27 protein-coding genes are annotated in these 26,431 nt (G+C 72.9%); 18 read left to right on the top strand and 9 right to left on the bottom strand.

Annotation, left to right across the window (positions count from 1 at the left end; translation table 11 throughout):
* Nucleotides 1-37: 37 nt before the first annotated feature.
* Nucleotides 38-598 (bottom strand): Dps family protein, encoded by a 561-nt coding sequence (locus tag NL142_RS10770; RefSeq protein WP_119401876.1) that lies wholly within the window; start codon nt 596-598, stop codon nt 38-40.
* Nucleotides 599-842: 244 nt separating this feature from the next.
* Here NL142_RS10770 and NL142_RS10765 point away from each other — a divergent pair, with 244 nt between their 5' ends.
* From NL142_RS10765 to NL142_RS10745, 5 genes are read left to right on the top strand one after another with little or no spacing between them, the layout of a single operon-like run.
* Nucleotides 843-1,745, top strand: coding sequence for an SMP-30/gluconolactonase/LRE family protein (locus tag NL142_RS10765; RefSeq protein ID WP_435079413.1), 903 nt, complete (start codon nt 843-845; stop codon nt 1,743-1,745).
* 53 nt (nt 1,746-1,798) lie between these two features.
* Nucleotides 1,799-2,365, top strand: coding sequence for a type 1 glutamine amidotransferase domain-containing protein (locus NL142_RS10760; protein ID WP_012038747.1), 567 nt, complete (start codon nt 1,799-1,801; stop codon nt 2,363-2,365).
* Nucleotides 2,366-2,412: 47 nt separating this feature from the next.
* Nucleotides 2,413-2,940, top strand: a complete 528-nt coding sequence (locus NL142_RS10755) for a hypothetical protein (RefSeq protein WP_435079411.1) — start codon at nt 2,413-2,415, stop codon at nt 2,938-2,940.
* Between the two features lie 9 nt (nt 2,941-2,949).
* Nucleotides 2,950-3,564 carry a signal peptidase II gene (locus tag NL142_RS10750; protein ID WP_435079409.1) on the top strand — a complete coding sequence of 205 codons (615 nt, stop codon included), beginning with the start codon at nt 2,950-2,952 and terminating at the stop codon, nt 3,562-3,564.
* Between the two features lie 22 nt (nt 3,565-3,586).
* Nucleotides 3,587-4,420, top strand: a complete 834-nt coding sequence (locus NL142_RS10745) for an aldo/keto reductase (protein WP_435079407.1) — start codon at nt 3,587-3,589, stop codon at nt 4,418-4,420.
* A gap of 69 nt (nt 4,421-4,489) precedes the next feature.
* Here NL142_RS10745 and NL142_RS10740 read toward each other — a convergent pair whose 3' ends face one another.
* Together NL142_RS10740 and NL142_RS10735 are read right to left on the bottom strand one after the other, a co-directional pair.
* Complete coding sequence (locus NL142_RS10740; RefSeq protein ID WP_435079405.1) at nt 4,490-5,221, bottom strand: M50 family metallopeptidase; 732 nt, start codon at nt 5,219-5,221, stop codon at nt 4,490-4,492.
* Between the two features lie 99 nt (nt 5,222-5,320).
* On the bottom strand, nt 5,321-5,590 hold the full coding sequence (locus tag NL142_RS10735; RefSeq protein WP_435079403.1) for a hypothetical protein: 270 nt from the start codon (nt 5,588-5,590) through the stop codon (nt 5,321-5,323).
* A gap of 71 nt (nt 5,591-5,661) precedes the next feature.
* On the opposite strand from NL142_RS10735, the gene NL142_RS10730 reads away from it, so the two are divergent.
* On the top strand, nt 5,662-6,189 hold the full coding sequence (locus NL142_RS10730) for an adenine phosphoribosyltransferase (RefSeq protein ID WP_043582827.1): 528 nt from the start codon (nt 5,662-5,664) through the stop codon (nt 6,187-6,189).
* Nucleotides 6,190-6,202: 13 nt separating this feature from the next.
* On the opposite strand, the gene NL142_RS10725 is transcribed toward NL142_RS10730, so the two are convergent.
* On the bottom strand, nt 6,203-7,462 hold the full coding sequence (locus NL142_RS10725) for a cobalamin-independent methionine synthase II family protein (protein WP_435079401.1): 1,260 nt from the start codon (nt 7,460-7,462) through the stop codon (nt 6,203-6,205).
* Between the two features lie 242 nt (nt 7,463-7,704).
* Between NL142_RS10725 and NL142_RS10720 the strand changes: the two genes are divergently transcribed.
* From NL142_RS10720 to NL142_RS10710, 3 genes are all read left to right on the top strand, one after another.
* Nucleotides 7,705-8,193, top strand: a complete 489-nt coding sequence (locus tag NL142_RS10720; protein WP_079534624.1) for a VanZ family protein — start codon at nt 7,705-7,707, stop codon at nt 8,191-8,193.
* A 104-nt stretch (nt 8,194-8,297) separates the two neighbouring features.
* The gene (locus NL142_RS10715) at nt 8,298-10,574 is read left to right on the top strand and encodes a HelD family protein (RefSeq protein WP_194684618.1); all 2,277 of its coding nucleotides are present in this window, start codon (nt 8,298-8,300) and stop codon (nt 10,572-10,574) included.
* 104 nt (nt 10,575-10,678) lie between these two features.
* Nucleotides 10,679-12,262, top strand: coding sequence for a DASS family sodium-coupled anion symporter (locus tag NL142_RS10710; protein WP_435079398.1), 1,584 nt, complete (start codon nt 10,679-10,681; stop codon nt 12,260-12,262).
* Between the two features lie 255 nt (nt 12,263-12,517).
* Here the strand turns inward: NL142_RS10710 and NL142_RS10705 are convergent, their stop codons facing one another.
* Both NL142_RS10705 and NL142_RS10700 read right to left on the bottom strand, forming a co-directional pair.
* Nucleotides 12,518-13,249 carry an HNH endonuclease family protein gene (locus NL142_RS10705; protein ID WP_435079396.1) on the bottom strand — a complete coding sequence of 244 codons (732 nt, stop codon included), beginning with the start codon at nt 13,247-13,249 and terminating at the stop codon, nt 12,518-12,520.
* Between the two features lie 26 nt (nt 13,250-13,275).
* Nucleotides 13,276-14,628 (bottom strand): MFS transporter, encoded by a 1,353-nt coding sequence (locus NL142_RS10700; protein WP_435079394.1) that lies wholly within the window; start codon nt 14,626-14,628, stop codon nt 13,276-13,278.
* 203 nt (nt 14,629-14,831) lie between these two features.
* On the opposite strand from NL142_RS10700, the gene rpsO reads away from it, so the two are divergent.
* Both rpsO and NL142_RS10690 read left to right on the top strand, forming a co-directional pair.
* Nucleotides 14,832-15,101 (top strand): 30S ribosomal protein S15, encoded by a 270-nt coding sequence (gene rpsO, locus NL142_RS10695; RefSeq protein ID WP_012038735.1) that lies wholly within the window; start codon nt 14,832-14,834, stop codon nt 15,099-15,101.
* A 477-nt stretch (nt 15,102-15,578) separates the two neighbouring features.
* Nucleotides 15,579-17,852, top strand: coding sequence for a polyribonucleotide nucleotidyltransferase (locus tag NL142_RS10690; RefSeq protein ID WP_435079391.1), 2,274 nt, complete (start codon nt 15,579-15,581; stop codon nt 17,850-17,852).
* A gap of 72 nt (nt 17,853-17,924) precedes the next feature.
* Here the strand turns inward: NL142_RS10690 and NL142_RS10685 are convergent, their stop codons facing one another.
* Nucleotides 17,925-18,293 carry a hypothetical protein gene (locus NL142_RS10685; protein ID WP_435079389.1) on the bottom strand — a complete coding sequence of 123 codons (369 nt, stop codon included), beginning with the start codon at nt 18,291-18,293 and terminating at the stop codon, nt 17,925-17,927.
* Between the two features lie 22 nt (nt 18,294-18,315).
* Nucleotides 18,316-18,846: a YbhB/YbcL family Raf kinase inhibitor-like protein gene (locus tag NL142_RS10680; RefSeq protein ID WP_160479234.1), complete on the bottom strand. Its 531-nt coding sequence runs from the start codon at nt 18,844-18,846 to the stop codon at nt 18,316-18,318.
* 408 nt (nt 18,847-19,254) lie between these two features.
* On the opposite strand from NL142_RS10680, the gene NL142_RS10675 reads away from it, so the two are divergent.
* The 7 genes from NL142_RS10675 to NL142_RS10645 all read left to right on the top strand — a co-directional run bounded on the left by NL142_RS10675 (nt 19,255) and on the right by NL142_RS10645 (nt 25,381).
* Nucleotides 19,255-20,394, top strand: coding sequence for an aldo/keto reductase (locus tag NL142_RS10675; RefSeq protein WP_435079386.1), 1,140 nt, complete (start codon nt 19,255-19,257; stop codon nt 20,392-20,394).
* Nucleotides 20,395-20,551: 157 nt separating this feature from the next.
* Nucleotides 20,552-21,112 carry a hypothetical protein gene (locus tag NL142_RS10670; RefSeq protein ID WP_435079384.1) on the top strand — a complete coding sequence of 187 codons (561 nt, stop codon included), beginning with the start codon at nt 20,552-20,554 and terminating at the stop codon, nt 21,110-21,112.
* A gap of 398 nt (nt 21,113-21,510) precedes the next feature.
* Nucleotides 21,511-22,011 carry a hypothetical protein gene (locus tag NL142_RS10665; RefSeq protein WP_435079382.1) on the top strand — a complete coding sequence of 167 codons (501 nt, stop codon included), beginning with the start codon at nt 21,511-21,513 and terminating at the stop codon, nt 22,009-22,011.
* A gap of 64 nt (nt 22,012-22,075) precedes the next feature.
* Nucleotides 22,076-23,431 (top strand): M16 family metallopeptidase, encoded by a 1,356-nt coding sequence (locus NL142_RS10660; RefSeq protein WP_043582846.1) that lies wholly within the window; start codon nt 22,076-22,078, stop codon nt 23,429-23,431.
* 8 nt (nt 23,432-23,439) lie between these two features.
* A complete protein-coding gene (locus tag NL142_RS10655) occupies nt 23,440-24,042 on the top strand; it encodes a histidine phosphatase family protein (protein ID WP_012038728.1) in 603 nt (200 codons plus the stop codon).
* A 59-nt stretch (nt 24,043-24,101) separates the two neighbouring features.
* A complete protein-coding gene (gene dapB / locus NL142_RS10650) occupies nt 24,102-24,932 on the top strand; it encodes a 4-hydroxy-tetrahydrodipicolinate reductase (RefSeq protein ID WP_194684608.1) in 831 nt (276 codons plus the stop codon).
* Entirely contained in the window at nt 24,932-25,381 is a 450-nt protein-coding gene (locus NL142_RS10645) for a hypothetical protein (RefSeq protein WP_435079379.1), read from the top strand. The genes dapB and NL142_RS10645 overlap by 1 nt, the downstream gene beginning before the upstream one ends.
* A gap of 27 nt (nt 25,382-25,408) precedes the next feature.
* On the opposite strand, the gene NL142_RS10640 is transcribed toward NL142_RS10645, so the two are convergent.
* Nucleotides 25,409-26,329, bottom strand: coding sequence for a TIGR01777 family oxidoreductase (locus NL142_RS10640; RefSeq protein WP_435079377.1), 921 nt, complete (start codon nt 26,327-26,329; stop codon nt 25,409-25,411).
* Nucleotides 26,330-26,431: the final 102 nt, after the last annotated feature.

The following is a 26,431-nucleotide window of genomic DNA, read 5'->3' as shown; positions in this document are numbered from 1 at the left end:
GCGCGGCCCTCGGGTCGTGATGCGCGTGCTGCTCGCGCTACTCGGCGGCCGAGCCGACGCGGCGGTTCTCCGCGGAGACCATCCACGCGTACTGCTCGAGCGCGGTGATGAAGCCGTGGAGGAGGTCAGCGGTGGTCGGGTCCTCCTCGTCGACGTCGTCGTGCACCTCGCGCATGGTGTGCACGGCGGCCTCGAGGCGCTGGGTCACGAGGTCCACGGTCTCGGCCGTGTCCACCTCGCCCTGCGGGTACTCGGGGAGCGTCGTGGTCTCGGCGACGGTGTCGCTGCGGCCGTCCGGCGTGGCGTGCAGGGCGCGCATGCGCTCGGCCAGGTCGTCGCTGAACTCGCGGGCCGAGTCGATGATCTCGTCGAGCTGGAGGTGCAGGTCGCGGAAGTTCTTGCCGACGACGTTCCAGTGCGCCTGCTTGCCCTGGATGTGCAGCTCGATGAGGTCGACGAGCACCTTCTGCATGTTCTCGTGCAGCTGCTCGGAGGCCTTGAAGCCCCGCTCGGCGTTCTGGCGCTTGGTGGGCTTGGAGCCCTCGGGCTGGGTGGCCTTCTCGGATGCGCTGGTGGGGCGTTCGACGGTCGTGGTCATGTGCGACTCCTCGTTCTGTTCGTTCGTGGGGTCGGGGGTTCCCGATCCGTGCGGGGAGGCGTCCGGTGGGATCCTGCCCCTGCTGGCCGGGCGCGCTCTCGCGCGTCGTCCGGCCTCTCCTCGACGGTACGCCCGCCGCTTCCTCGTCGCACGAACGATGAGGGCGCTCACAGTCTGCGTCCAGCGACGCGGGCGGTCGCTTCGCTCCGCGGACGGACCGACGCTCGGGTGCTTGGCTGGATCCATGACCGCCATCACGTCCGACCTCCGCGTCCTGCGCGACGCCCGCGCGATCCTCGTCGAGAGCCTGTGGTGGGATCCGGCAGGCGACGTGATGTGGAACGACATCACCGCGGGCACGCTGCACCGCAGCCCGTGGGAGGGCGCCGCCGACGGATCCGACGACACCGTGCTCGAGCTGCCGCCGCCGCTCGCGTCCTTCCAGCCGGCAGACGACGGCGGCTTCGTCGCGGGGCTCGGCGACCGCATCGTGCTCGTCGACCGCGCCGGCCGGATCACGCGCGACCTCGCCCGGGTCGAGCACGCGCACGACGGCATGCGCCTCAACGAGGGGAAGGTCGATCCGGAGGGACGCTTCGTCGTCGGATCCATGGACGTCACCGAGGGCGAGCCGGACGGGGCCGTCTACTCGGTCGACGGATCCGGCGCCCTGCGCACGCTCCTCGGCGGCTTCGCCGTCGCCAACGGCTTCGAGTGGACCGACGGCGGCCGGACCATGATCCTCACCGACACCGGCGCGCAGACCGTCTACCGCGCGCCCTACTCGCCCGACGGCGAGCTCGGCGACCTCGAGCGCTGGATCCACGGCGAGATGAGCGACGGCCTCACCCTCGACGTGGACGGGTACGCCTGGAACGGGATCTACGGCGGCGGCAAGGTCATCCGCTGGGCGCCGGACGGCACGAAGGACCTCGAGTTCGAGGTCCCGGCGCCGAACGTCACCTCGGTGGCCTTCGCCGGCCCGGATCTCCGCACCCTCGTCATCGGCACCGCCCGCGAGAACCTCACGGAGGAGCAGCTCGAGGAGCACCCGCTCTCCGGCGGCGTCTTCGCGATCGACACCGCGGTGTCCGGCCGCCCGGCGAACGTCTTCCGCACCGTGGTCGACGACGCCCGGCGGGCGTAGCGTCGAATGCGCCGTCCGACCGGGCGGCGACACTCTCACGAGGAGGAACGCACATGACCGGAGAGAGCATCCAGGGCCGCACGGTGGCCTTCCTGCTGACGGACGGCTTCGAGCAGGTCGAGCTGACGGAGCCGTGGAAGGCCGTCCAGGAGGCGGGCGGGAAGCCCGTGCTCGTGTCCCCGAAGTCGGACACGGTGCAGGGCCTCAACCACATCGACAAGGCCGACACGTTCGACGTCGACGTGCAGGTGAAGGACGCCGACGCGGCCGACTACGACGGCCTCGTGCTGCCCGGCGGCGTCGTGAACGCGGACGACCTCCGCGTCGACGCCGACTCGGTCGCCTTCGCCAAGGCCTTCTTCACCGCGGGCAAGCCCGTCGCGTCCATCTGCCACGCGCCGTGGATCCTCATCGAGGCCGGCGTGGTCGACGGCCGCCGCATGACCTCGTACCCGACGCTCGCCACCGACCTCCGCAACGCGGGCGCCGAGTGGGTCGACGAGGAGGTCGTGGTCGACAGCGGCTTCGTCACGAGTCGCAACCCCGACGACCTGCCCGCGTTCAACGCGAAGCTGATCGAGGAGATCGCCGAGGGCGAGCACGACGAGCAGCACGCCTGACCCGTCCGGCCGACCCGCGCGGACGGCCCCGCGCCTAGGGTGAGGGCGTGACCACGCCCTCACCCGATGCGCGCTTCCGCCAGACCACGCCCGCACCGCGCGCCGTCCGCATCGCCGGGCTGGTGATCGCGGTGGTCGGCCTCGTGGTCCTCATCGCCACCGGGGGCGGGGCGCTCGGCCTCGTCGTCGCGGTGCTGCTCATGGCGGCCGGCGCCGTCGTCGGCTCGCTCCGGATCCGCATCACGCTCGACACGGACGAGGTCGAGGTGGCGCTCGTGCCGCTCAAGCGCATCCGGATCCCGTACTCCGCCGTCGCGGACTGCACGGTCGTCGACCACCTCCGCCCGCGGACCGTCGGAGGGATCGGCGTCCGGCGGCTGCCGGGCGGCGGCGCGGCGATCCTGCTCGACGCGGGCCCCGCCGTCGCGATCGAGGCGGCCGACGGCACCCGCCACCTCGTCCGCAGCACGTTCCCGCGGGAGGCGGCCACGCGGATCCGCGACCGGGCCGCCGCCGCGCCCATCGCGCCGTCCGACGCCCGCGACCCGGAGGATCCGGCCGCGACCACCGCCTAGGCTCGTCGCGTGACCACAGCACCCCCCGCCGCACGCCGTCCCCGCACCTCCCGCCCCGTCGTCGTGGCGCTCGCGGTCGTCGTGGTGGTCGTGGGCTTCGTCCTCGACCAGCTCAGCAAGCGCTGGGCCGTCGACGCCCTCGGCGGCGGCGAGACCATCCCGCTGTTCCCGACCGCGCGCTTCGCGCTCGTCTACAACCCGGGCGTCTCCTTCGGCATGGGCGCCGAGGTCGGGCCGCTGCTCACCGTCGGGATCATGGCGCTCGCGCTCGGACTCGCCGTGTGGGTCGGCTGGCAGATCCGGCACCGCGCGTCGCTGCTGCAGGTGCTGCTGCTCTCGGCCGTGCTCGCGGGCGCACTCGGCAACCTCTTCGACAGGATCACGCGTGCGGAGGACGGACCGCTGTCCGGCCACGTCGTCGACTTCATCGCCGTCGAGTGGTTCGCGGTCTTCAACGTGGCCGACATCCTCACGGTCTGCGGCATGATCGCGTGGGCCCTCACGACCGTGTTCGGGCGCGACCACGTGTCCGACGCGCGCGAGGCGGATGCGGACGCGGAGGCGGACGATGCAGCCGTCGACTCGGCCCCCGACACCGGATCCGCGGCCACCGACCGCGCCTGACGCCCCGGCGTACCGTGAGGGGATGACCACGATCCCCACACTGGAACTGTCCGACGGGAACCGCATCCCCGCCATCGGCCTCGGCACGTACGGGCTGAACGACGACGCGGGCGCCGAGCTCGTGTCCGGCGCGATCGGCGCCGGCTACCGCCTGCTCGACACGGCCCTCAACTACGGCAACGAGGCCGCGGTGGGCGAGGGGATGCGCCGCTCCGGCGTCCCCCGCGAGGAGCTCTTCCTCACCACCAAGCTGCCCGGCCGCCACCACGGCTACGACGAGACGCTCGCGTCCTTCGAGGAGTCGCGCGCGTCGCTCGGCGTGGACTACGTGGACCTGTACCTCATCCACTGGCCGAACCCGAGCGTGGACAGGTACGTCGACAGCTGGCGCGCGTTCGTCGAGCTCAAGGAGCGCGGGCTCGTCCGCTCCATCGGCGTCTCGAACTTCACGCCCGCGCACCTCACGCGCCTGCATGGCGAGACGGGCGTGCTGCCCGTCGTCAACCAGGTCGAGCTGCACCCGACGTTCGCGCAAGCGGATCTCCGCGCCTTCCACGCCGAGCACGGCATCGTGACGGAGAGCTGGTCGCCGCTCGGCACGCGCGAGCAGCTCATGCAGGACCCGGCCGTCGTGGCCGCCGCCGAGGCGCATGGCGTCACGCCTACGCAGGCCGTGCTCCGCTGGCACGTCCAGTCGGGCGCGCTGCCGATACCGCGGTCGACGGATCCCGAGCGGCAGCGCCAGAACCTCGACGTCTTCGGCTTCGAGCTCAGCGAGGAGGAGGTGCGCGCGATCGGCTCCGGCCCGCAGTCGCGCCTCTGGGACGGCGACCCGGACACGCACGAGGAGATGTAGCGCTCCCGTTCCGGCCTGCTCGGCCGTCGCGTCCCTCCGGGGCGCGGCGGCCGCGGCGTGCGGGGCGGGTCAGCGCCCGAGCAGCGCGGGGATGCCGAGCAGCACGACGCCCGCGACCAGGCACGCGGCCGCGACGACGACGAGCACGCCGACCCACAGGATCCCCGGCAGGTGCGTCAGCCGCCCGAGCTGGTCCGCGTCGGACGCGCCGCCGCCCCGGCGGGACCGCGACCGCTGCAGCTCGAGCGTCGCCCGCAGCGCGCCGAGCAGCAGGAACAGCGCGAGCGCGTGCGCCGCGACGCCCTGCACGACGATCGGGGCCGCGCCCGCGACCACGCCGACCACGACGCCGGCGACGAGGCACGACCACAGCCCGAACCAGTTGCGCACCTGGATCACGACGAGCGCGAGCAGCAGCAGCCACAGCCAGAGGACGGCGGCCGAGCGACCGGATCCCGCGAGCCACGCGGCGCCGAGCCCCGCGAGCGCCGGGGCCGGGTAGCCCGCCAGCAGCGTGATCACCATGCCGGGCCCGCGCGGCCGGCCGACGCTCACGGTGAGGCCGGAGGTGTCCGAGTGCAGCCGGATCCCCGCGAGCCGCCGCCCGCTCAGCGTCGCCGCGAGCCCGTGGCCGCCCTCGTGCACGATCGTCACGGCGTGCCGCGTGAGCCGCCACGCGGCCGGCACGAGCACGAGCACCGCAGCGAGCGCGACGGCGACGAGCGCGGGCCCCGCATCGAGCGGCGCCTCGACGGCGGTCGCGCGCGCGACGACGTCGCGGACGATCTCGACGGGGTCCAATGGCTGCTCCTCGGTGGGCGGTCGCGGCGCCGGGTGCCACCGCGGCCGCCAGCCTAGGAGCGCGTCGCTGGGGAGAGCCCGTCCGGCGGCGCGGTCGCGTCAGGGCGCGACGGGATCCCCGTGCACCGTGAGCGACCACGCGGTGTCCCGGTCGGCGCGGTACCCGATCGCGCCGACGCGGTCTCCCGTCGCTCCCGCGAGTGCGGTCGAGGTGAGGACGGTCACGCTCCCGTCGTCGGCCCCGCGAGCGGCGCGCTCCGCGTGCCACCGCTCGAGCGCCCCCTGGTCGACGGCAGGCGGAGCGCAGGCGGACAGCCCGGCCACCGCGACGACGACCAAGGACACGGCGGCGAGGCGAGAGGAGCGCATCGCTCCACGATAGGCGCGCTCCCGGCCGCCTGACGGATCGCCGCCGCCCGGCCACCGACTACCGTTGTCGGGTGCCCGAGACCCCCGCATCCGACCTCGTCCGCTCCCTCCTGCTCACCGTCCCCGACTTCCCGCAGCCGGGGATCCTGTTCCGCGACCTCACGCCCGTGCTCGCCGACGGCGCCGGCCTCCGCGCCGTGGTCGACGACCTCGTGGCCGCCGGCGGTCCCGTCGACGCCGTCGCCGGCGTCGAGGCGCGCGGCTTCCTGCTCGCCGCGGCCGCCGCCTACGCGTCCGGCGTCGGCACGCTCGCGGTCCGCAAGGCCGGCAAGCTGCCCGGCGAGGTGCTCCGTGAGACCTACGCGCTCGAGTACGGCGAGGCGGCCATCGAGCTGCACCCCGGCCAGCTGGCGCCCGGATCCCGCGTGCTGCTCCTCGACGACGTGCTCGCGACCGGCGGCACCCTCGAGGCGGCCGCACGGCTGCTGGAGCGCGCCGGCTACGAGGTCGCCGGCATCGGCGTCGTGCTGGAGCTCGCGGACCTCGGCGGCCGCGCGCGTCTGGCCGGCCACGACGTGCACGCGATCCTCTCGCTCTGACCAGCCCGAACGATCAGCTCCAGAGCCGCCGCGTCGCGATCTCCGCGCCCTGCGACAGGCTCTCGAGCTTCGCCCACGCGATCTGCGGGTGGATCCGCCCGCCGAGCCCGCAGTCGGTCGAGGCGATCACGCGCTCCCGGCCCACGAGCCGCGCGTAGCGCTCGATCCGGTCGGCCACGAGCTCCGGGTGCTCGACCACGTTGGTCGCGTGCCCGACCACGCCCGGGACGATGAGCTTCCCGTCGGGCAGCTCCACGTCCTCCCACACGCGCCACTCGTGCTCGTGCCGCGCGTTCGCGCCCTCGAACGAGTACGCGCCCGCGTCGATCTCGAGCATCGTCCGCACGAGGTGCTTGAACTCGATGTCGGTCGTGTGCGGCCCGTGCCACGAGCCCCAACAGAGGTGGAAGCGGATCCGCTCCTGCGGCAGCCCGCGCAGCGCGTGGTTCAGCGCCTCCACGCGGATGCGCGTGAACGCCAGGTAGTCCTCCACGCTCGGCTCCGGGTTGATCTGGTCCCAGTTCTCCGCGATGGACGGGTCGTCGATCTGCAGCACGAGCCCCGCGTCGATGATCGCGACGTACTCCTCGCGCATCGCGTCCGCGCACGCCCAGATGAACTCCTCCTCCGTCGCGTAGTGCAGGTTGCCGATGCGCGACGCGCTGCCGGGGGAGAGGGACGTGATGAAGCCCTGCCCGTGCTCGTAGCCGTTCGCGCCGAGCGCGTGCTGCAGGTGGGCGATGTCCGCCCGGATCGCCGCGTGCCCCGTGTAGGAGACGGGCCCGGTCGCGCTCGGGAACTCGATGGGCGCGTCGCCCACCGTGATGCCGCTCGCCGGATCGCGGTACGCGTCGGCGAAGATCGTCCAGTCGCGGCGGTCGGGGAACGTCGTCAGCCGCACGTCCCCCGGCGAGCTGCGCACGGGCTCCGAGGAGAACGGGCCGCCGGGCACGAGCTCGAGGCCGCCGAGGCGCTGGAACGAGTACGACCACCAGGCGCCGTAGTCGATCGCGCTCGACATGGCCTTGCCGTACTCGCCGTCGCCGGGCACGGTGATCCCGACCTCGCGCTGGCGGGCGACGAGGCCGTCGACCGCGTCGGCGAGCACGGCGTCCAGGCCGTCGTCGGCCGGGGCAGGCGCGGACGACGCGTCACCGCCCGCGAGGACGGCCTTCCGGCTGTCGGCGCGCGCCGCGTTGGCGGCGATGAGCGCGTCCGTTCGCGGCAGGCTGCCGGCGTGGGACGTCTGGATCCGGTCGGTGCTGTCGAGCATGGGGACCTCCGCGGGTCTCTCGTGCCGTCGGGCGGCCTCGGACGACCGCCCGCGGCGAGCGGGAACTGATCGCAGGCGGTGTCCGGCCGCGGATGCGGTGGGACGCGAGGCTTCGCGGGATGCGCTGCACGCACATGGTCCCACCGGGTCATCCCCGAGGACGGGTCGGCCGCAACAGGGCGTCACGGAACCGGCACCTCCGGCGGATCCGGTGCACAGGGGCGAGCCCGGATGATGGACGGATGCTCCTCCGCCACCCCGTCCTCGGAACCGCCACGGCCCTGTACCTCGGCCTGGTCGCGTGGATCACGCTGTCGCCGGAGCCCTACGACCGCCGCATCGACGGCTACCTCTTCCGCGCCCTCCGCGCGCTCCACCGGCACGACGGCACCTCGTGGATCACGTACTCCGCCGTCGAGGGCGCGGCGAACGTGGCGATGTTCGTGCCCGTCGGCATGTTCCTCGTGCTGCTCCTCGGCCGCTCGCGCTGGTGGCTCGCGATCGCGCTCGGCGTCGGCCTGTCGGCGCTGATCGAGACCGCGCAGGCGTTCCTGCCCACCCGCGTCTCCGACGTCCGCGACATCGTGCACAACGGCCTCGGCGCCCTCGTCGGCGTGGTAGTGGTCCTGATCCTCACGGCCCGCTCCGAGAACGCCCGCCGCCGCGCGCTCCGCAGGCGCCCGCAGCCCGCGACCACGGGCCCGCAGCGCCTGGTCGGCACGCGCCGCTGACCCCGACGTCGGCCGTCGCGCGCCGTCGTCGTCGGGGGCGCCCGCGGTCAGGGGAGGCCCCCTCGGCTCGATAGGATTGACGCCGGATTCCAAGGGGTGTGCAGGTGACCGGTACGGAGCTGGAGCGCGAGCGGGCGTACGTCACCCGCCTCTACGGGCGACTCGACGCGGTGCGCGCGGAGACCAGGGATCAGCTGACGGCGGTGCGGGACAGCCCCACCGGCGGAACGCACCAGAACCGCTCCGAGCGCGACGCGTTCGCCCGCATCTACGAGGACCGCCTGCAGGCGCTCCGCGAGGTCGACGAGCGCCTCGTCTTCGGCCGCCTCGAGTTCGAGGACGGCCACCTGCCGGAGGACGAGCCCCGCGACGGCGCGCCCGTGCGGGTCATCGGCGACGGGGATCCCGTCTACAGGTACATCGGCCGAATCGGCCTCCGCGACGACGACCTCCAGCCGCTGCTCCTCGACTGGCGCGTTCCCCAGGCCAGCGCCTTCTACCAGGCCACCGCCGCGACCCCGCTCGGCGCCCGCGCCCGCCGCCACCTCACGACGCACGGCCGCGAGGTCGTGCACGTCGAGGACGAGGTGTTCGACCCGACGCTCCTCGACGAGGGCCGCACCAGCCTCCAGGGCGAGGGCGCGCTGCTCGCCGCGCTCGCCGCGGGCCGCACCGGCCGGATGAACGACATCGTCGCCACCATCCAGGCCGAGCAGGACCGCATCATCCGCTCCGACCTCCGCGGCGTGCTCGTCGTGCAGGGCGGACCCGGCACCGGCAAGACCGCGGTCGCGCTGCACCGCGCGGCGTACCTCCTCTACTCGCACCGCGACCGCCTCGCGTCCTCGGGCGTGCTCGTCGTGGGTCCCAGCCGGTCCTTCCTCCAGTACATCGAGGCCGTGCTGCCGTCGCTCGGTGAGACGGGCGTCGTGCTCGCGAGCGTCGGCCAGCTCTACCCGGGCATCGACGCCGCGGGGGAGGACGCGCCGGAGGTCGCAGCCGTGAAGGGATCCGCCGAGATGGCCGGGCTCCTCCAGCGTGCCGTGCGCTCGCGCCAGGTCGTCCCGACCGAGGCCGTGACCCTCGACGTCAACGGCGAGCGCATCGTGCTCGAGCCGTCGCTCGTGGCGAACGCGCTCCGCCGCGCGCAGGACAGCCGGAAGCCGCACAACGAGGCCCGCGTCGTGTTCAACAAGGCGGCCCTCGGATCCCTCGCCCAGGTCCTCGCGTCGCAGATGCGCCGCAACGGCAGCGCCCTCGACGACAGCGACCTCGCCATGCTCCGCGAGGACCTCCGCACCTCGTACGACGTGAAGGTCGCGCTCAACACCGCGTGGCTGCCGCTCACCCCCGAGAAGCTGATCCAGGACCTCTACGCGCGCCCGAACTGGCTCGCCTCGCTCACCCCGCGCTGGAGCCCGGAGCGGCGCGCGCTCCTCCGCCGCGACCGCGACGCGCCCTTCACGATCGCCGACGTTCCGCTCCTCGACGAGGCGGCCGAGCTCCTCGGCGAGTTCAGCGCGCAGGCCGACGCGAGCGCGCGCGAGCGAGAGCAGCAGCGCCTCCGCGACATCGAGAACGCCGAGCAGGCCATCGAGAACATGGGCGTCGGCGGCATGGTCACGGCAGAGCGCCTCGCCGAGGGGTTCGCCGAGCAGGCCGCGCGGCGCACGACCGCGGAGCGCGCCGCATCCGACCGCACCTGGACCTACGGCCACATCGTGGTCGACGAGGCGCAGGAGCTCAGCCCCATGCAGTGGCGCGTGCTGCTCCGCCGCTGCCCGCTGCGCTCCTTCACGATCGTGGGCGACGTCGCGCAGGCGAGCTCGGCGGTCGGCGTCACGAGCTGGCAGGACGCGCTCGGGCCGGTGCTCGGCCGCGAGTGGCGCCTCGAGGAGCTCACCGTCAACTACCGCACGCCCGCCCGGATCGCCGAGGCCGCCGAGCGCATGGCCATCGCGCACGGCCTCCCGGTGACCCGCTCGCGGGCCGTCCGCGAGGGCGAGCACCCCATCGACACGGTCGAGGTGGCGGCCGACGAGGTCGTGTCGGCCGTGGTCGACGTGGTGGACGAGGAGCGCGAGGGCGGCGACCAGGGCACGCTCGCGGTCATCGCGCGCGACGACCGCGTCGAGGAGCTGCACCGCGCGCTCGCCGAGCGGTTCGGATCCGCGGTCGGCATCGGCGTGGGAGGCCTCGGCCGGCCCATCGCGGTGCTCGGCTCGCAGGAGGCCAAGGGCCTCGAGTTCGACGTCGTCGTCATCGCGGAGCCCGACGAGATCCTCGCGCACACGTCGCGCGGCGCCGCCGGCCTCTACGTCGCCATGACCCGGCCGACGCAGCGCCTGCACATCGTCACGTCGACGGGCTTCGCCGCCTGACCCGCGGCGCCGCCTGACGCCTCTCGGACCAGGGCGCGGCGCTCGCGTGAACACTATGAAGACAAGTGGCATCGGGCCTCGCACGCGCGGATGATGGGCCGGTCATGACCCCTGATCCCGCATCCCCCGGCCCCTCGTCCGCATCCGGCACCGGGACGGATCCCGGCCCCGGTGGAGCGCCCCGGGACGAGGTGGATCCGGCGCCTGACGGGGTCGCGTCCGTCGCCGCCCCCGATGCTGATGCCGCCGACGCCGCGGCCGCCGCCCGCCGTGCCCGCCGCTCGCGCGCGATCCAGGTCGTCGTCATCGTGGCCGTCGCGGTCGGCATCGCGCTCGTCCCGCCGCCCGCCGGGGTCGACCCCCGCGGGATGCACATGGCCGGCATCTTCGTCGGCACGGTCCTCGCGCTCATCCTCCAGCCGCTGCCGACCGCGCCCGTCGCGCTCACCGGCCTCGCGGTCGCGATGCTCACCGGCACCATGACCACCGACGGCGAGGCGCTCGTCGGCTTCGCGAACCCCACCATCTGGCTCATCGTCGCGTCGTTCTTCATCGCCGACGGCTTCCTCGTCACCGGCCTCGGCCGCCGCATCGCGCTCGCGTTCGTGTCACGGCTCGGCGGATCCAGCCTCGGCCTCGCGTACGGCATGGCGCTCACCGACCTCGTGCTCGCCCCCGCGACGCCGTCGAACACCGCGCGGGCGGGCGGCGTCGTCTACCCGATCGTGGCGTCGCTCAGCCGGGTGCAGGGATCCACCCCGGACTCCGACGCCTCCCGCCGTCGCCTCGGCTCCTACCTCGCGCTCACGAGCGTGCAGGTCAACACCGTCACCTCCGCCATGTTCGTCACGGCCATGGCCGGCAACCCGGTCGCGCAGAAGGCCGCGGCCGACCTCGGCATCGAGGTCACCTGGGGCGGCTGGGCGCTCGCCGCGCTCGTGCCCGGCCTGCTCAGCCTGGTCGTCGTGCCGTGGGCGATGTCGCGCGTGTACCCGCCGACCCTCACCCGCACGCCCGAGGCCCCCGCCCACGCACGCGAGGAGCTGCGCGGGCTCGGCCCGCTGTCGGGTCACGAGCGGATCATGGCCGCGACCTTCGTGCTGCTGCTCGTGCTCTGGTGCGGCGGATCCCTGCTCGGCATCCCCGCGACCGCCGCGGCGTTCGGCGGCATCGCGGTGCTGCTCGTGACGGGCGTCCTCAAGTGGTCGCACCTCGCCGCGAACGCCTCGGCGTGGTCGACGCTCATCTTCTTCGCGGTGCTCGTGGGCATGGCCGACCAGCTCGACGCGCTCGGCGTCATCGACCTCGTGGGCGGCGCCGTCTCCGGATCCGTCGGCGGCCTGCCCTGGCCGTGGGCCTTCGCGGTCCTCGCGCTCGTGTACTTCTTCTCGCACTACCTGTTCGCGTCGAACACGGCCCACATCGTCGCGATGTACGCGGTCTTCCTCGGTGCTGCGGTCGCGACCGGCACGCCGCCGCTGTTCGCCGCGCTCGTGCTCGGCTTCATCGGCAACCTCTTCGGCGGCATCTCGCACTACGCGTCGGGGCCGTCCGGCGTGGTCTTCGGATCCGGCTACGTCACGACGAAGGAGTGGTTCCGCGTCGGCTTCGTGATGGCCGTGGTGCTCATCGTGATCTGGGGCGTCGTCGGCACGGCGTGGATGGGCGTGCTCGGCCTCCTGGCCTGACGCCGCGGAAGCCCGACCGCCCGAGGGCAGGGAGATGGGCCGACCCGATGACGGGCCGGCCCTGCGGTCGTGGTCCCGGCGCCGAGACCCCTCTCCATGCGCCGTCCGTGCGACCGCTCTCCCCATGACATCCGGACCCGTTGTGCATCGCGTCTCTGGTGGTCCGGCGCATTGCAGTGTCTTCGGACCGGCCACCCGATCGGATCGGCCGGCCAGGTGACGGCTCCCTGTGCGCGCGTTCCCGCATGCCGGGCGTCAGCGCACCGGCGACGGCCAGCCCACGTCGTCGGAGGTCAGCAGCGGCACGTCGCCGCACCCGTCGAGCACCCGCGCCATCGCGTCGTGCTCGGCCCGCGTCACGCTGAGCTCGGTGCGCACCTTGATGGACACCTGCCGCACCACGAGCGCGCACGCGTCGGCCGGGTCATCCGGCAGCCACGCGTCGGCCGTCGCGTCGGACTTCGCGTTGTTCTCCGCGGCGGACGCGGCGACCAGCTCCAGCGGATCGTTCGCGAAGGCCGCGCGGTAGTCCGCGTCCCAGCGCCACGCGCCCGACGACCATGCGTCCGACAGCGACACGACGTGGTCGATCTGCACCGCCTCCGGGTCGCGCGACCGGTCGAACGACACCCGTGCCCCCGAGTACGGGTCCTCCAGCGCGCCCGCCTGCACGACGCAGCCGCGCGTCCCGCCGCGGATCTCCGCGTCGGCCAGGTCGCGCCGCAGCACGTCGTTGCGGGTGTCGCAGCCGTTGCGGTCGACGTCCGTGCGCCAGGCGAAGGACTCGCGGTCGTAGCCGTCGACGCGATCCTCGGCCCGCACCTCGAGCCCGTCGAGGGCGAGGCGCGCGGATCCGGTGGAGCCCGGCTCCGCGCCGAGCCCCGACGTGCCGCCAGCGGCCGGGCCCGATCCGACGCCCGGATCCCCGCGCCACTGCACGAGACCCGCGACGATCACGATCGCGAGCGCCGCCAGCGTCACGAGCACGGGCGTCCGCCGTCTCCTCCGCCGCGTCACGGCGTCGGGTTCCGGGAGTCGTAGTGCTCGAACGACGGCAGCGCGCGGATCAGGATCCACACCACCACGGCGATCAGCAGCCCGCCCACGAGCGACGGCACCCACAGGTACGCGAACAGCGTGACGATGCCGATGTACGCGTCGCCGAGCCGCGGCCCGCCCGTCACCACCACGATGAAGATGCCCTGCAGCCGCCCGCGCATGTTGTCGGGCACAGCGGTCTGCAGCATGGTGTTGCGGAAGATCGAGGAGATGTTGTCGGCCGCGCCCGTGAGCGCGAGCAGCACGGAGGCCGCGACGATGCCCGGGATGCTCGCGTCCTCGATGCGCGACCCGATCCCGTGCAGCACGCCCGGCTTCGACGCGAGGAGCAGCACGACCCCGAAGCCCGCGGTGGAGAGCCCGTACGCGACGATGGCCCAGCGGATGGCCCGGCCGTGGCGTGTGACCCGGCCGACGGATCCGCTCAGCACGCTGCTCACGAGGCTCCCGACCGCGCCGGCCGCCGTGAGGATACCGACGGTCACCGGCCCGCCGCCGAGCACGACCGCGCCGACGGCCGGGAACAGCACGCGCGGCTGCCCGAACGTCATGGCGATGATGTCGACGATGAACGACATGCGGATGTTCGGCGCGGTCCTCAGGAACCCGAGCCCGTACCTGATGGACGCCAGCCCCGGCCGCTGCACCTCGCCCTCCGGCGCGATCCGCGGCAGCGCGAGCACGCCCGTGAAGGCCGCGAGGAAGAGCACCGCGTCGACCGTGTAGGTCCACTGGAACCCGACCGACGCGACGAGCACGCCCGCGAGCGCCGGCCCGACCGTCACCATGACGCCCAGGCTGATCCCGCCCAGCGCGCTGGCCGCGGGCAGCAGGTGCGGCGGGAGGATGCGGGGGAGGATCGCCTGCCGGCTCGTCCCGATGACCGTCGCCGCGACCGCGTTGAGGATGCTCAGCGCGTACAGCGACCACACCGTCTCCGCGTGCGTCCACGCGAGCGCCGCCAGCAGGATGGTCGACCCCCACGCCACGCACGACGCGATCAGCGCGACCTTCCGCCGGTCGAACGCGTCCGCGAGCATGCCGCCGTAGAGCCCCGCGATGATCATCGGCAGGAGCGACAGCACCCCCACGAGCGCGACCGACCCGGTGGATCCCGTCAGCTCGTAGACGTGCAGCCCGATGGCCACCACGGTCATCTGGCTGCCGATGCCCGCGATCGCGTTGCCCGCCCAGAGCCGGGCGAACGCCGGGCTCTCCTTCAGCGGCGACAGGTCGACGAAGTGGCTGCCGCGCACCTGCCGCTCGTCGGGGATCGGGATGGGGGAGGTCTCGGGCGGGGTGCTCACGTGTCGCTGCGTCGTCTCTCTAGAGTGGATTTCCACGCTAGCCGAGTCCACCGACGGCGCCCCGCGCCAGGCGCCTCCGCCCGCCGGCTCGGCCCCGCCCCTCTGGTATGCTCGTGCGGTTGCCGTCTGAACGGCCGCGGATCAAGAGAGCTCGCACATCCTGTGACGGGCGCCGCGCAACGAACACGAGAGGGGATCATCACATGGCTCTGGAAGCAGACGTCAAGAAGGCGATCATCGACGAGTACGCGACCCACCCCGGTGACACCGGATCCCCCGAGGTGCAGATCGCGCTCCTCACCAAGCGGATCACGGGCCTCACCGAGCACCTCAAGGAGCACAAGCACGACCACCACACGCGTCGTGGCCTGCTCCTCCTGGTCGGCCAGCGTCGCCGTCTCCTCGGCTACCTGTCCAACGTCGACATCGAGCGCTACCGCGCCCTGATCGCGCGCCTGGGCATCCGCCGCTGACACGCATCACGCGTCGCTGATCGCATTGCTTGCGAAGCAGACGGGCCGTCACCCTCCGGGGTGGCGGCCCGTCCGTCGTTAAGGGGTGCGTCATCCGCCCGACACCCGGCGATGCCCGCCATCCCGGGCCCGCGAGGGGCCGGGTGCTACCATGGCCGAAGTGATCCAGCGGACGCCCAGCGTCACGATGCGATCACGACAGATGGAGCTGGCCGGCAGGAGCTGGTCGTTGGTGGTGGTATTCCGAGTCGCTCGGAGCATTCCCACTGATGGCCAGACATGCGCCCGCCGCCGTCGGCCACCGGCCGGCGAGCGGAACCAGCCGCGCACGTGCACCCGGGATCCGCAGCAGGCGGACGCCGCGGTGTCGCCTCGCCCGCTCCTCCTCTGTCGTAGGAGGTCCGCATCCACACGGGATGCAGGACGAGCGCCCGACGGGCGTCGCCGAGAGGCGCAACACGAAGGAGAGAGACCTCAATGGAAGGTCCAGAGATCAAGTTCGCCGAGGCAGTCCTCGACAACGGCAAGTACGGAACCCGCACGGTCCGATTCGAGGCCGGCCGCCTCGCGCAGCAGGCGCAGGGCGCGGTCGCCGCGTACCTCGACGAGGACACGATGCTGCTGTCCGCCACCTCGGTGGGCAAGCACCCGAAGGACAACTTCGACTTCTTCCCCCTGACCATCGACGTCGAGGAGCGCAGCTACGCCGCGGGCAAGATCCCCGGCTCGTTCTTCCGCCGCGAGGGCCGTCCCTCCACCGAGGCGATCCTCGTCTGCCGCCTCATCGACCGGCCGCTGCGCCCGTCGTTCATCACCGGCCTCCGCAACGAGGTCCAGGTCGTCATCACCGTCCTCAGCATCGCGCCGGACGAGTTCTACGACAGCCTCGCCATCAACGCGGCGAGCGCCTCCTCCATGCTCTCGGGCATCCCGTTCTCCGGCCCCATCGCGGGTGTGCGCCTCGCGCTCATCGGCGACCAGTGGGTCGCCTTCCCGAAGCACTCGCAGCTCAAGGAGGCCGTCTTCGACATCACCGTCGCCGGCCGCGTCGTCACCGACTCCGCGGGCAACGAGGACGTCGCGATCATGATGGTCGAGGCCGAGGCCACCGAGGGTGCCTGGGACCTGATCCAGGCCGGCGCCACGAAGCCCGACGAGGCCGTCGTCGCGCAGGGCCTCGAGGCCGCGAAGCCGTTCATCCGCCAGCTCGTCGCCGCGCAGGCCTCGCTCGCGCAGCAGGCCGCGAAGCCCACGGTCGACTACCCGGTCTTCCTGCCCTACGCGCAGGAGACCTACGACGCCGTCAGCGCGCTCGCCCTCGACGAGCTGGGCACCGTGTACCAGATCGCCGACAAGATCGAGCGCCAGGACGCGGACGACGCACTCAAGACCCGCACCAAGGAGGCCGTGGCCGCCAAGGTCGAGGCCGGCGAGCTGCCGCAGTCGACGCTCACCGAGTTCTCCGCGGCGTACAAGTCCGTCACGAAGACCGTCGTCCGCGGCCGGATCCTCCGCGACGGCATCCGCATGGACGGCCGCGGCCTGGCCGACATCCGCCCGCTCGACGCCGAGGTGCAGGTCATCCCGCGCGTCCACGGGTCGGCCATCTTCCAGCGCGGCGAGACCCAGATCCTGGGCGTCACCACGCTGAACATGCTGAAGATGGAGCAGCAGATCGACTCGCTGAGCCCCATCACGAAGAAGCGCTACCTGCACCACTACAACTTCCCGCCCTACTCCACCGGCGAGACCGGTCGCGTCGGGTCGCCGAAGCGCCGCGAGATCGGGCACGGCTTCCTCGCCGAGCGCGCGCTCGTCCCCGTCCTGCCGAGCCGCGAGGACTTCCCCTACGCGATCCGCCAGGTCTCGGAGGCACTCGGGTCCAACGGCTCCACGTCGATGGGCTCCGTCTGCGCCTCGACCCTGTCGCTGCTGAACGCGGGTGTGCCGCTGCGCGCGCCCGTCGCCGGCATCGCCATGGGCCTCGTGTCCGACACCGTCGACGGCCAGGTCCGCTACGCGGCCCTCACCGACATCCTCGGTGCGGAGGACGCGCTCGGCGACATGGACTTCAAGGTCGCCGGCACGTCGGAGTTCGTCACGGCCATCCAGCTCGACACGAAGCTCGACGGCATCCCCACGTCGGTCCTCGACGGCGCGCTCAAGCAGGCCAAGGAGGCCCGCACGGCCATCCTCGGCGTGCTGAACCAGGCCATCGACGGCCCCGACGAGATGGCCCCGACCGCGCCCCGCGTGATCTCGGTCAACATCCCCGTCGACAAGATCGGCGAGCTCATCGGCCCCAAGGGCAAGACGATCAACGCGATCCAGGACGAGACCGGCGCCGACATCTCCATCGAGGAGGACGGCACCGTCTACATCGGCGCCGTCGACGGCCCGTCGGCAGAGGCCGCGCGTGCGCAGGTCAACGCCATCGCGAACCCGACGAACCCCGAGGTCGGCGAGTCCTTCCTCGGCACCGTCGTCAAGATCGCGACGTTCGGCGCGTTCGTCTCGCTGCTCCCCGGCAAGGACGGCCTGCTGCACATCAGCGAGGTCCGCAAGCTCGCCGGCGGCAAGCGCGTCGAGAACGTCGAGGACGTGCTCGGCGTCGGCCAGAAGATCCTGGTGGAGATCACCAAGATCGACGACCGCGGCAAGCTGTCGCTCGCTCCCGTCCTGGAGGAGGCCGCTGATCAGGAGGGCCGCGACGCCGCCAGCCACGGCTCCGAGGCGCCCGCGGAGGGATAGTCCCCGCCGCAGCACCCGAACGAACCGGATGCCCGTCCCACCTCGGTGGGGCGGGCATCCGTCGTGTGCGGGCTACTTCCCGTGGTTCGGGTCCGTCGGGTACGGAACGTCCTGCGCGGGCGGCGCGGAGAGGGACGGTGACGGGGTGGGATCCGCGGTCGGGCTCGGGGCGGGCGTCGGCGCCGGCTCGTCCGGAGCCGGCGTAGGCGTCGGGTCGGGAGCCGGCGACGACGGCGTGACGTCGGGCGTGGTGCCGGGCTCGCCGGTGGTCGGGACGGACGGCACCTGCTCGCCGTCGCCCCGCGACAGCGTGATCGCCGCGATGACCCCGGCGATCACGAGGACGGCGGCGATCACCGCGAGGACCAGCACGAGGCGCCGGCGTCGGGCGCGGGCGTCGTCGCCCTCGCCCGAAGCCGTCCGGCCGCCCCCGTGGGTCACGTCGTCGCCTCGATCCGGTCGCTCAGTCCGCGACGTTGATCGCGGTGCCCATGAGCTGGGCGCGCCCGATCACGTGGGGGAGCATCAGGAAGCCGAGCATCGCGGGGGTCGCGCCCTCCGGGATGTCCAGCGACTCCACGTCGAGCGCGGTGACGGTGAAGAAGTAGCGGTGCGTGCCGTGACCCGCGGGCGGCGTCGCCCCGAAGAAGCCCGTCGCGCGCGCGTCGTTGTGCAGGGTCACGGCGCCCTCGGGAAGGAGACCTGAACCCGGATCGCCGGCACCGGCGGGCAGCGCCGTGGTGGACGCGGGGATCCCGCGCACCGCCCAGTGCCAGAACCCGCTGCCGGTCGGGGCGTCGGGGTCGTACGCGGTGAGCACGTAGCTGCGGGTCGCGGCGGGCGCGCCCGTCCACGTGAGGGTGGGGGACCGGTCCTCGCCGCCCTGCCCGGCACCGCGCGCGGACTGGGGCAGCGCTGCCCCGTCGGCGAAGTCGGGGCTGGTGAGGTGGAAGGGGGCGGCGTCCGGCAGGCGGTGGAGCGGGTCGTTGGGCACGTGGGTTCCTCTCGGTGGTGCTGACCTCCCCAGCCTCGCACGGCCGGACGTGCAGCGGCCGGGATCGTCCCGCCCCGACCGCGGAGAGGCCTCCCCGGACCTCACGGGGACGAGCGCGCGGCGACAAGGCCCCCGAAGAGGGGTCTGGGTCCCGACGAGGGCCCCTGGCTACCGTTGTCGATGCGGGCAGGTCCACGTGATCGCCCGCCTCCGGGGGACGCATCGGGGGATGCAGACCGCCGAGGGGTGCCGGGGTCGGGGGATCGCGGCACCCCTTCCGGCGGTGTCGCCGTCTCGATCGCCCGCACCCGGACGGTCGCTGGGCGGCCCATGTCCCGGAGGCGAACGTCGGCGCGCGCATTCCCTTGGTACGCAAACCTTTCGCCTGCTGGGCGGTATCCTCGGGGTGTGACGACGTCCCCTCCCTCCGCCTCCGACGTCATGCCCGGATCGCAGCCGCGCCGCCGTCGCGGGGGATCGCTCGTCCCGCGCCTCTCGCGCCCCACCGGCGCGACGACCCGGCCCGGCGGAATCGTCGAGACCACCGTCCAGGCCGCCAGCGCCATCGTCCTCGAGGCCTCCGTCGCGGAGCCCGGCCTGCGCACCGGCGGGAGCATCCCGCAGCCGGCCCGCCGCCGCGCCATCGGCGACACCGACCTCCGCGTCTTCCCGCTCGCGCTCGGCGGCAACGTCTTCGGCTGGACCGCCGGCGCGGAGGACGCATCCGCCATCCTCGACAGGTACCAGGAGGCGGGCGGCAACTTCATCGACACCGCCGACTCCTACGCGAGCGGCCGCAGCGAGCACATGATCGGCTCGTGGATGCGCGAGCGCCGCAACCGCGACTCCATGGTCGTCGCCACCAAGATCGGCAAGAGCGAGGACTTCCCCGGCCTCGGTGGATCCCGCATCGAGCGCGCCGTCGACGCCAGCCTGTCGCGGCTCGGCACGGACTTCATCGACCTCCTCTACTTCCACTGGGACGACATCGACGTGCCGCTCGAGGAGAGCCTCGCCGCCGCCGGCCGACTGATCGCGTCGGGCAAGGTCCGGCACCTCGCGGCGTCGAACTACGCGGCCGAGCGCCTGCTGCACGCGCGGATCATGGGCGGCCTGTACGACGCGCCGCGGTTCGTCGCCCTGCAGACGCACTACAACCTCGTCAACCGGGCGCCCTACGAGTCGGCGTTCCTCGACGTCGTCCGCGGCCAGCAGCTCGCGGTGATGCCCTACTTCGCTCTCGCAAACGGGTTCCTGACGGGCAAGTACCGCACCCGCGACGCCGTGCGCGAGGGCGCCCGCGGGGCTCGGGCCGCGAAGTACCTGACCCGACGGGGGCTCCGCGTGCTCACCGCCCTCGACGAGATCGCCGACCACCACTCGACGAGCGTCGCCACGATCGCCCTGGCCTGGCTCCTCGCCAAGCCGGGCATCGTCGCGCCGGTCGCGAGCGCGAGCCGACCGGAGCAGGTGCACGACCTGGTGCAGGCCGCCCACGTCCAGCTCTCGCGCCACGACGTGGCCCGGCTCGACCGCGCGTCCGAGTAGTCGTCCCCAGGGTGCAGCGCCCGCCGTCCCTCCCCCGCGATGTGGAGGGCCGCGGTCGTGCCCGCGTCCCGGCGGCTACCTTTCCTGGACCCGCGACGCCCGGCGCTACTGCGCCCGCTTTCTCGTGCGGGTTCCGCACTGCCCGGGGGAGACGACCATGCACGACCGACTGCGCATTCCGCTGCGACGACGAGGGGGAGCGGTGGTGGGCGGGCTCACGGTGGTGCTCGTCGGCGGTCTGCTGAGCGGATGCACGGCGTCGCCCGCCGCGGATCCTGCTCCGGCGCCGACACCGTCATTGACGCAGGAGCAGCAGGATGACCAGACGTTCAGGGACGTCATGACGAGATATATCGACCTCGATGCGAACTCCGACATAGAAGATGATTTGAATGAGCTCCTGACGGGGAATGTCCTCAACAGCGAGAAGGACGGGCTCGCCGAAGCACGACGAACCGGGGAGCGACAAAGCGGCAAGGAGATCGCTTCCGGCTTCCAAGTCACCGATCGAGGCCTGGACCCAGCGGGTCTTCAGTACATGACGGCTCAGGTCTGCCTCGACACCAGCGGTCTGCGCCTCCTTGACGCGAACGGCAACGACATAACTCCGCAGCACGACACGCGCCGCTCGCTCCAGGTGAAGGCGATCAAGTCGCCAGACTCACTTTGGCGAATCAGCGACATCGTGCGGAACGAGGATGTCCACGCATGCGGGTGACGGTCGCGACGCTCACCCCGCTTCTGGTCATCGGCATCTTGACGGCGCCGGCCACCGCCGCTCATGCATCAGGTGAGGACTGCTCCACGAAGTACGGTGCCTTCGGCCCGTGCGCCTCCGGTCTCATAGGCGACGGAGGAGTTTCCATTAGCGCGCAGGACCAACAACCGGAGTCCTCAGGTGGGGGACAGTCGAATCGCGGTGAGCAGAAACCGCGACCGGAAGCTCAAGGCCCCGTGGCGCCACCTCCGGTGCCGCGGGGGCGGTTGGCTGCGGATGTGGACGTGCCGTGCACTCCGAGTGCGCGTCTGTCGGGTGGATCTCTCTGTTCGGATGGGCAGCATGCGTTCCTGCCGCCGGCGAAGGCAGCGACCAAGCCGGCGGATCTGGTGCCGGTCGTGGCCGCAGCTCCTGGGGTGTCGTTGGCGGATGTGGCGCAGTTCGTGCCGCGGGATGCGTCGATCCGGTCGCAGCCGAACGGGTGGGCGATCGTGGGGGCGCCGGTGAACCTGTTCACCGACGCGACGCCGCAGGTGGTGGACGGGGTGTTGCTGGGTCGGCCGGCGCAGGTGCGGTTCGTGCCGGTGTCGTTCGTGTGGGATCACGGCGACGGGACCAGTACGACGGTGGTGGGTCCTGGTGCGTCGTGGAAGGCGTTGGGGCAGCAGGACTTCACGCCGACGGACACGAGCCACGTGTATCCGAGCGTCGGTGACAGGCAAGTGAGCCTGACGATCTCGTACTCGCCCGCCTACCGGTTCGACGGGGGTGCCTGGCAGCAGATCCCGGGCACGCTCCCGGTGCAGGTCGGGCCTGTCGCGATCCGTGTCCTGCAGGGGTCGACGGTGTTGGTCGGGGGTGCGTGCGGGGAGCGGGACGCGGGACCCGGATGCCCGTGAGCCGCCTGTCGCGTGCCGGTCAGCGCCCGGGTCGCTGCGGGGCCCGTGGCGTAGGGTGACGCTGATGTCCCGCGCCGTAGAACTCCCCCTCGACCTCCCCGAGCTCACCGTGCAGTCGACGGGCGGCGCCCGTGTCCGGCGCTCCGTCCTGCCGTCCGGCGTGCGCATCCTCAGCGAGGACGTGCCCGGCAGCCGTAGCGCGACCATCGGCATGTGGGTCGCGGTCGGCTCGCGCGACGAGCAGCCGGGCGACCTCGGATCCACGCACTTCCTGGAGCACCTCCTCTTCAAGGGCACCCCGTCGCGCACGGCCCTCGACATCGCCGTGTCCTTCGACGCGGTCGGCGGCGAGCACAACGCCGTCACCGCCAAGGAGTACACCTGCTACTACGCCAAGGTGCAGGATCGCGACCTCGGCATGGCCGTGGACGTGCTGGCAGACATGGTCACCTCGAGCCTCATCGACGCGGAGGAGTTCGAGACCGAGCGCGGGGTCATCCTCGAGGAGCTCGCCATGGCGGACGACGACCCGGGCGACGTCGTCAGCGAGCGCTTCTTCGAGGCCGTGCTGGGGGATCACCCGCTCGGCCGTCCCATCGGCGGCAGCCCCGAGGACATCGAGGCCGCCGAGCGCGACGCCGTCGTCGCGCACTACCGGCGCAACTACCGCCCGCAGGACCTCGTCATCACGGCGGCGGGCTCCGTGGACCACGACGCCCTCGTCGCCCGCGTCACCACCGGCCTCGAGCGCGCAGGCTGGGATCTCTCGGTCGCGGCGGCCCCCGTCGCACGCCGCACCGGCGCCACGCCCGTGATCACCCGCGGCAGCGACCTGGTCGTCGTCGACCGGCCCATCGAGCAGACGAACATCCTGCTCGGCGTGCCCGGCCTCGCGGCGTCCGACGACCGGCGGCCCGCCCTCGCCATGCTCAACTCGGTGCTCGGCGGCGGCATGTCCTCGCGCCTGTTCCAGGAGGTGCGCGAGAAGCGCGGCCTCGCGTACTCCGTCTACTCGTTCGGCGCCTCCTACTCGGACGCGGGCGTCTTCGGCCTCTACGCCGGATGCACGGCCGCGAAGACCGAGCAGGTGTCGCGCCTCATGGTCGAGGAGTTCCGGAAGCTCGCCGAGGAGCACGTCACCGAGGAGGAGCTGTCGCGTGCGTTCGGGCAGCTCTCGGGGCAGTCCGCCCTCGCGCTCGAGGACTCGGACACGCGCATGTCGCGGCTCGGGCGGTCGGAGATCACCACCGGCGAGTACGTCGACCTCGACGAGACGCTCGTCCGCCTGTCCCGCGTCACCGCCGAGGACGTCCGCGCCCTCGCGTCCGACCTGATCTCCCGACCGCTCTCGATCGCCGCTGTGGGGACCGTCGGCGCCGACGCGTTCGCCCCGCTGCTCGAGACCCCCGCGCTCCTGTAGGAGGAACCGTGTCCCACTACATCTACCTCGTGCGCCACGGCGAGCAGCAGGATGCCGAGCACGGGCTGCCGGACGGGCCGCTGTCGGGCCGCGGCAAGCGCCAGGCCCACTGCATCGCCGACCGGCTGAGCGGCGTCCCGTTCACGTCGGTGCGTCATTCGCCGCTCGCGCGGGCCGAGGAGACGGCCGCGATCATGGCGGAGCGCATGCCGGCCATCGAGCCGGAGCCGTCGTCGCTGCTGTTCGACTGCATCCCCTCGGGACCGGTGCCGGACATGCCGCACGCGTTCGAGTCGTTCTTCGGCGGCATCACCGAGGAGGAGATCGACGCGGGGAGCGCCCAGATGGCCGACGCGGTGAGCGAGTTCCTGGCTCCTGCCCGCGGGGAACGGCACGACCTGCTCATCACCCACAACTTCGTCATCGCCTGGTTCGTGCGGCACGTGTTCGACGCGCCCGAGTGGCGGTGGATGGGCATCAACCAGGCCAACTGCGGCCTCACCATCATCCGGGTCCGATCCGCGAAGCCGCCCGTGCTCGTCGTGCACAACGACCTCGGCCACCTGCCGGTCGAGCTGCGCACCGGCCTCCCGGAGCAGCAGCCCTACTAGCCGCGCTGGCGCATCGGCCGCCCGGCGTCGGCGGGGGAGCGCGCCGGTACGCTGGGCGGATGACAACCACGGTCGCCGTCGTCGGCGCAACGGGACGCATGGGCCAGCTGATCTCGCAGATCGTCGAGGCGAGCACCGAGTTCGAGCTCGTCGCCAGCCTCGACTCGAAGGACGAGCTGTCGGACATGCTCGGCGCCGACATCGCGGTCGACGTGACGCTCCCGGCGGTCAGCCAGGGCGTCGTCGAGTACGCGGTCGCGCACGGGATGAACGTCCTCGTGGGCACGAGCGGCTGGACCGGCGAGCGGATCACGGAGCTCGAGCGGCGGATCACCGGCAACCTCGCCGTGGGCGTCGTCATCATCCCCAACTTCTCCGTCGGCAGCGTGCTCGCGACCTCGTTCGCGCAGATGGCGGCCCGCTTCTACGACTCCATCGAGATCGTCGAGGCGCACGGCGCGTCCAAGATCGACTCCCCGTCGGGCACGGCCGTCCGCACCGCAGAGCTCATGTCGCAGGCACGCGGCGCACGCGGGCCTGTGCAGGCGCCGCACACGGATCAGCGGGCGCGCGGCCAGCAGGTCGCGAGCATCCCGGTCCACAGCCTCCGCATGCAGGGCGTCGTCGCCAAGCAGGACGTCGTGTTCGGCGGCAACGGCGAGGTGCTCACCATCAGCCACGACACGCTCGCGCCGAGCGCCTACGAGGCCGGCATCCTGCTGGCCCTCCGCGCGACCCGCACCGCGCGCGGCGTGGTGGTCGGGCTCGACCGCCTCATCGACCTCGACGGGTCGCGCGAGCGCGCTGCGCAGGCGGCGGGCGACGCGGCGTCGGGTCCCGTGGACGACGGCGGGCCGAGCGGCCAGGCCGCCACCGTCACGAGCGCCTGATGGGGACGCGCATCGGCGTCGGCCTCATGGCCGTGCTCATGACGCTGTACCTGGTGGTGCTCGCCCAGCGCGCCGTGCTGTTCGTGATCTCCGGTGAGCCGGCGGGCATCGCTATCAGCGTCGGACTGCTGATCCTGTCGCTCGTCGGCGCGTGGGCGCTCGTGCGGGAGCTGTGGTTCGGCGTGCGCAGCGGGCGCCTGGCCCGGATCCTCGAGGAGGAGGGCGGCCTGCCCGTCGACGACCTCCCGACGCGCGCCAGCGGCCGGCCGATACGCGACGCAGCGGACGCGTCCTTCCCCGCGTACCAGGCCGAGGTCGAGCAGGATCCGGCCAGCTGGCGCGCATGGTTCCGACTCGGACTCGCCTACGACGCGAGCGGGGACCGGCGCCGGGCGCGCGGGGCTATCCGCCGCGCGATCGCGCTGCACGGATCCGACCGCGACGCCTGAGCGCACCGCGGGCGCGGGCTCGCGCCTCTAGCTCTTCGCGAGCAGCCGGTCGATCGCGAGCTCGACCGTGGGGTCGCGGAAGGCGAACCCGTCGGCGAGCAGCTTCTCGGGCCGCGCGGGCTGGCTGGAGAGCAGCAGCTCCTGTCCGGCCTCCTGCAGCGCGAGCCGGATGAGGAACTCGGGCACCGGCACCAGGTAGGGCCGGTGCATGCGCTTCGCGAGGTGGCGCATGAGCCGGTCGGCCATGACGGGCTCGGGGCCGGTGAGGTTCACGGGGCCGGAGATCGAGGACGTCAGCAGGTGCACGAGCGCGGCGGCCTCGTCGCGGAGGGAGATCCACGGCCAGATCTGGCCGCCGGTGCCCAGCCTGCCGGCGAGCCCGAGGTTGGTGAGGAGGCGGAGCGGCGCGAGGGCGCCCGCCTGCGCCAGCACCAGCCCGGTGCGGAGGGTCGCGACGCGGACGTCGGCGGGCGCCTCGAAGGCCTCGGCCTCCCACGCCTCCACGACCTCGGCCAGGAAGCCCGCGCCACGCGGCGAGTCCTCGGTGAGGCGCTCGGCGGGACGGTCGCCGTAGAAGCCCACGGCGGATCCGTTGAGCAGCACCCGGGGCGGGTTCGCCGCCGACGCGATCGCGCCGACGATCGTGCGCGTGGCGGAGACGCGCGACGCGCGGATCTCCTCCTGGTACGGCTTCGTCCACGGCAGGCGGCTGATGGAGGCGCCCGAGAGGTTGACCACGGCGTCCACGCCGTCGAGCGCGGCGGGATCCAGCCGCCCCTCGGCCGGCTGCCACTCGCGCTCGTCGGGCGACGACGGCGCGTGGCGCACGAGCGTCCGGACGCGATGCCCGGCGGCGTGCAGCTGGGCCTGCAGCTCGGTGCCGATCGTGCCCCCGGCGCCGGAGATGAGGACGGTGAGCGGGGCGGGGGATGCGGTGCTGTCGGACATGGTCGAGCCCTTCGTCGGTGCCCAACAGCCTAGGACGCGGCCCCGCACGGCAGCCGGGAGGAGCTGCGCGCAGACCGGGCGCGAGCGGGTGCGGGCCGTCGC

It is taken from the genome of Clavibacter quasicaliforniensis (genome assembly GCF_051201715.1).
Lineage (GTDB): Bacteria > Actinomycetota > Actinomycetes > Actinomycetales > Microbacteriaceae > Clavibacter > Clavibacter seminis.
This window is presented reverse-complemented; position numbering and strand designations above follow the sequence as displayed.

Bases quoted from the DNA above. Each gene is read 5' to 3' on its own strand.
- NL142_RS10735 (WP_435079403.1), bottom strand. From the start codon at position 5,590: ATGCGCTCCTCTCGCCTCGCCGCCGTGTCCTTGGTCGTCGTCGCGGTG.
- NL142_RS10645 (WP_435079379.1), top strand. From the start codon at position 24,932: ATGGGGACGCGCATCGGCGTCGGCCTCATGGCCGTGCTCATGACGCTG.
- NL142_RS10710 (WP_435079398.1), top strand. From the start codon at position 10,679: ATGACCCCTGATCCCGCATCCCCCGGCCCCTCGTCCGCATCCGGCACC.
- NL142_RS10720 (WP_079534624.1), top strand. From the start codon at position 7,705: ATGCTCCTCCGCCACCCCGTCCTCGGAACCGCCACGGCCCTGTACCTC.
- NL142_RS10690 (WP_435079391.1), top strand. From the start codon at position 15,579: ATGGAAGGTCCAGAGATCAAGTTCGCCGAGGCAGTCCTCGACAACGGC.
- NL142_RS10760 (WP_012038747.1), top strand. From the start codon at position 1,799: ATGACCGGAGAGAGCATCCAGGGCCGCACGGTGGCCTTCCTGCTGACG.
- NL142_RS10725 (WP_435079401.1), bottom strand. From the start codon at position 7,462: ATGCTCGACAGCACCGACCGGATCCAGACGTCCCACGCCGGCAGCCTG.
- NL142_RS10640 (WP_435079377.1), bottom strand. From the start codon at position 26,329: ATGTCCGACAGCACCGCATCCCCCGCCCCGCTCACCGTCCTCATCTCC.
- dapB (WP_194684608.1), top strand. From the start codon at position 24,102: ATGACAACCACGGTCGCCGTCGTCGGCGCAACGGGACGCATGGGCCAG.
- NL142_RS10670 (WP_435079384.1), top strand. From the start codon at position 20,552: ATGCACGACCGACTGCGCATTCCGCTGCGACGACGAGGGGGAGCGGTG.
- rpsO (WP_012038735.1), top strand. From the start codon at position 14,832: ATGGCTCTGGAAGCAGACGTCAAGAAGGCGATCATCGACGAGTACGCG.
- NL142_RS10770 (WP_119401876.1), bottom strand. From the start codon at position 598: ATGACCACGACCGTCGAACGCCCCACCAGCGCATCCGAGAAGGCCACC.
- NL142_RS10660 (WP_043582846.1), top strand. From the start codon at position 22,076: ATGTCCCGCGCCGTAGAACTCCCCCTCGACCTCCCCGAGCTCACCGTG.
- NL142_RS10745 (WP_435079407.1), top strand. From the start codon at position 3,587: ATGACCACGATCCCCACACTGGAACTGTCCGACGGGAACCGCATCCCC.
- NL142_RS10765 (WP_435079413.1), top strand. From the start codon at position 843: ATGACCGCCATCACGTCCGACCTCCGCGTCCTGCGCGACGCCCGCGCG.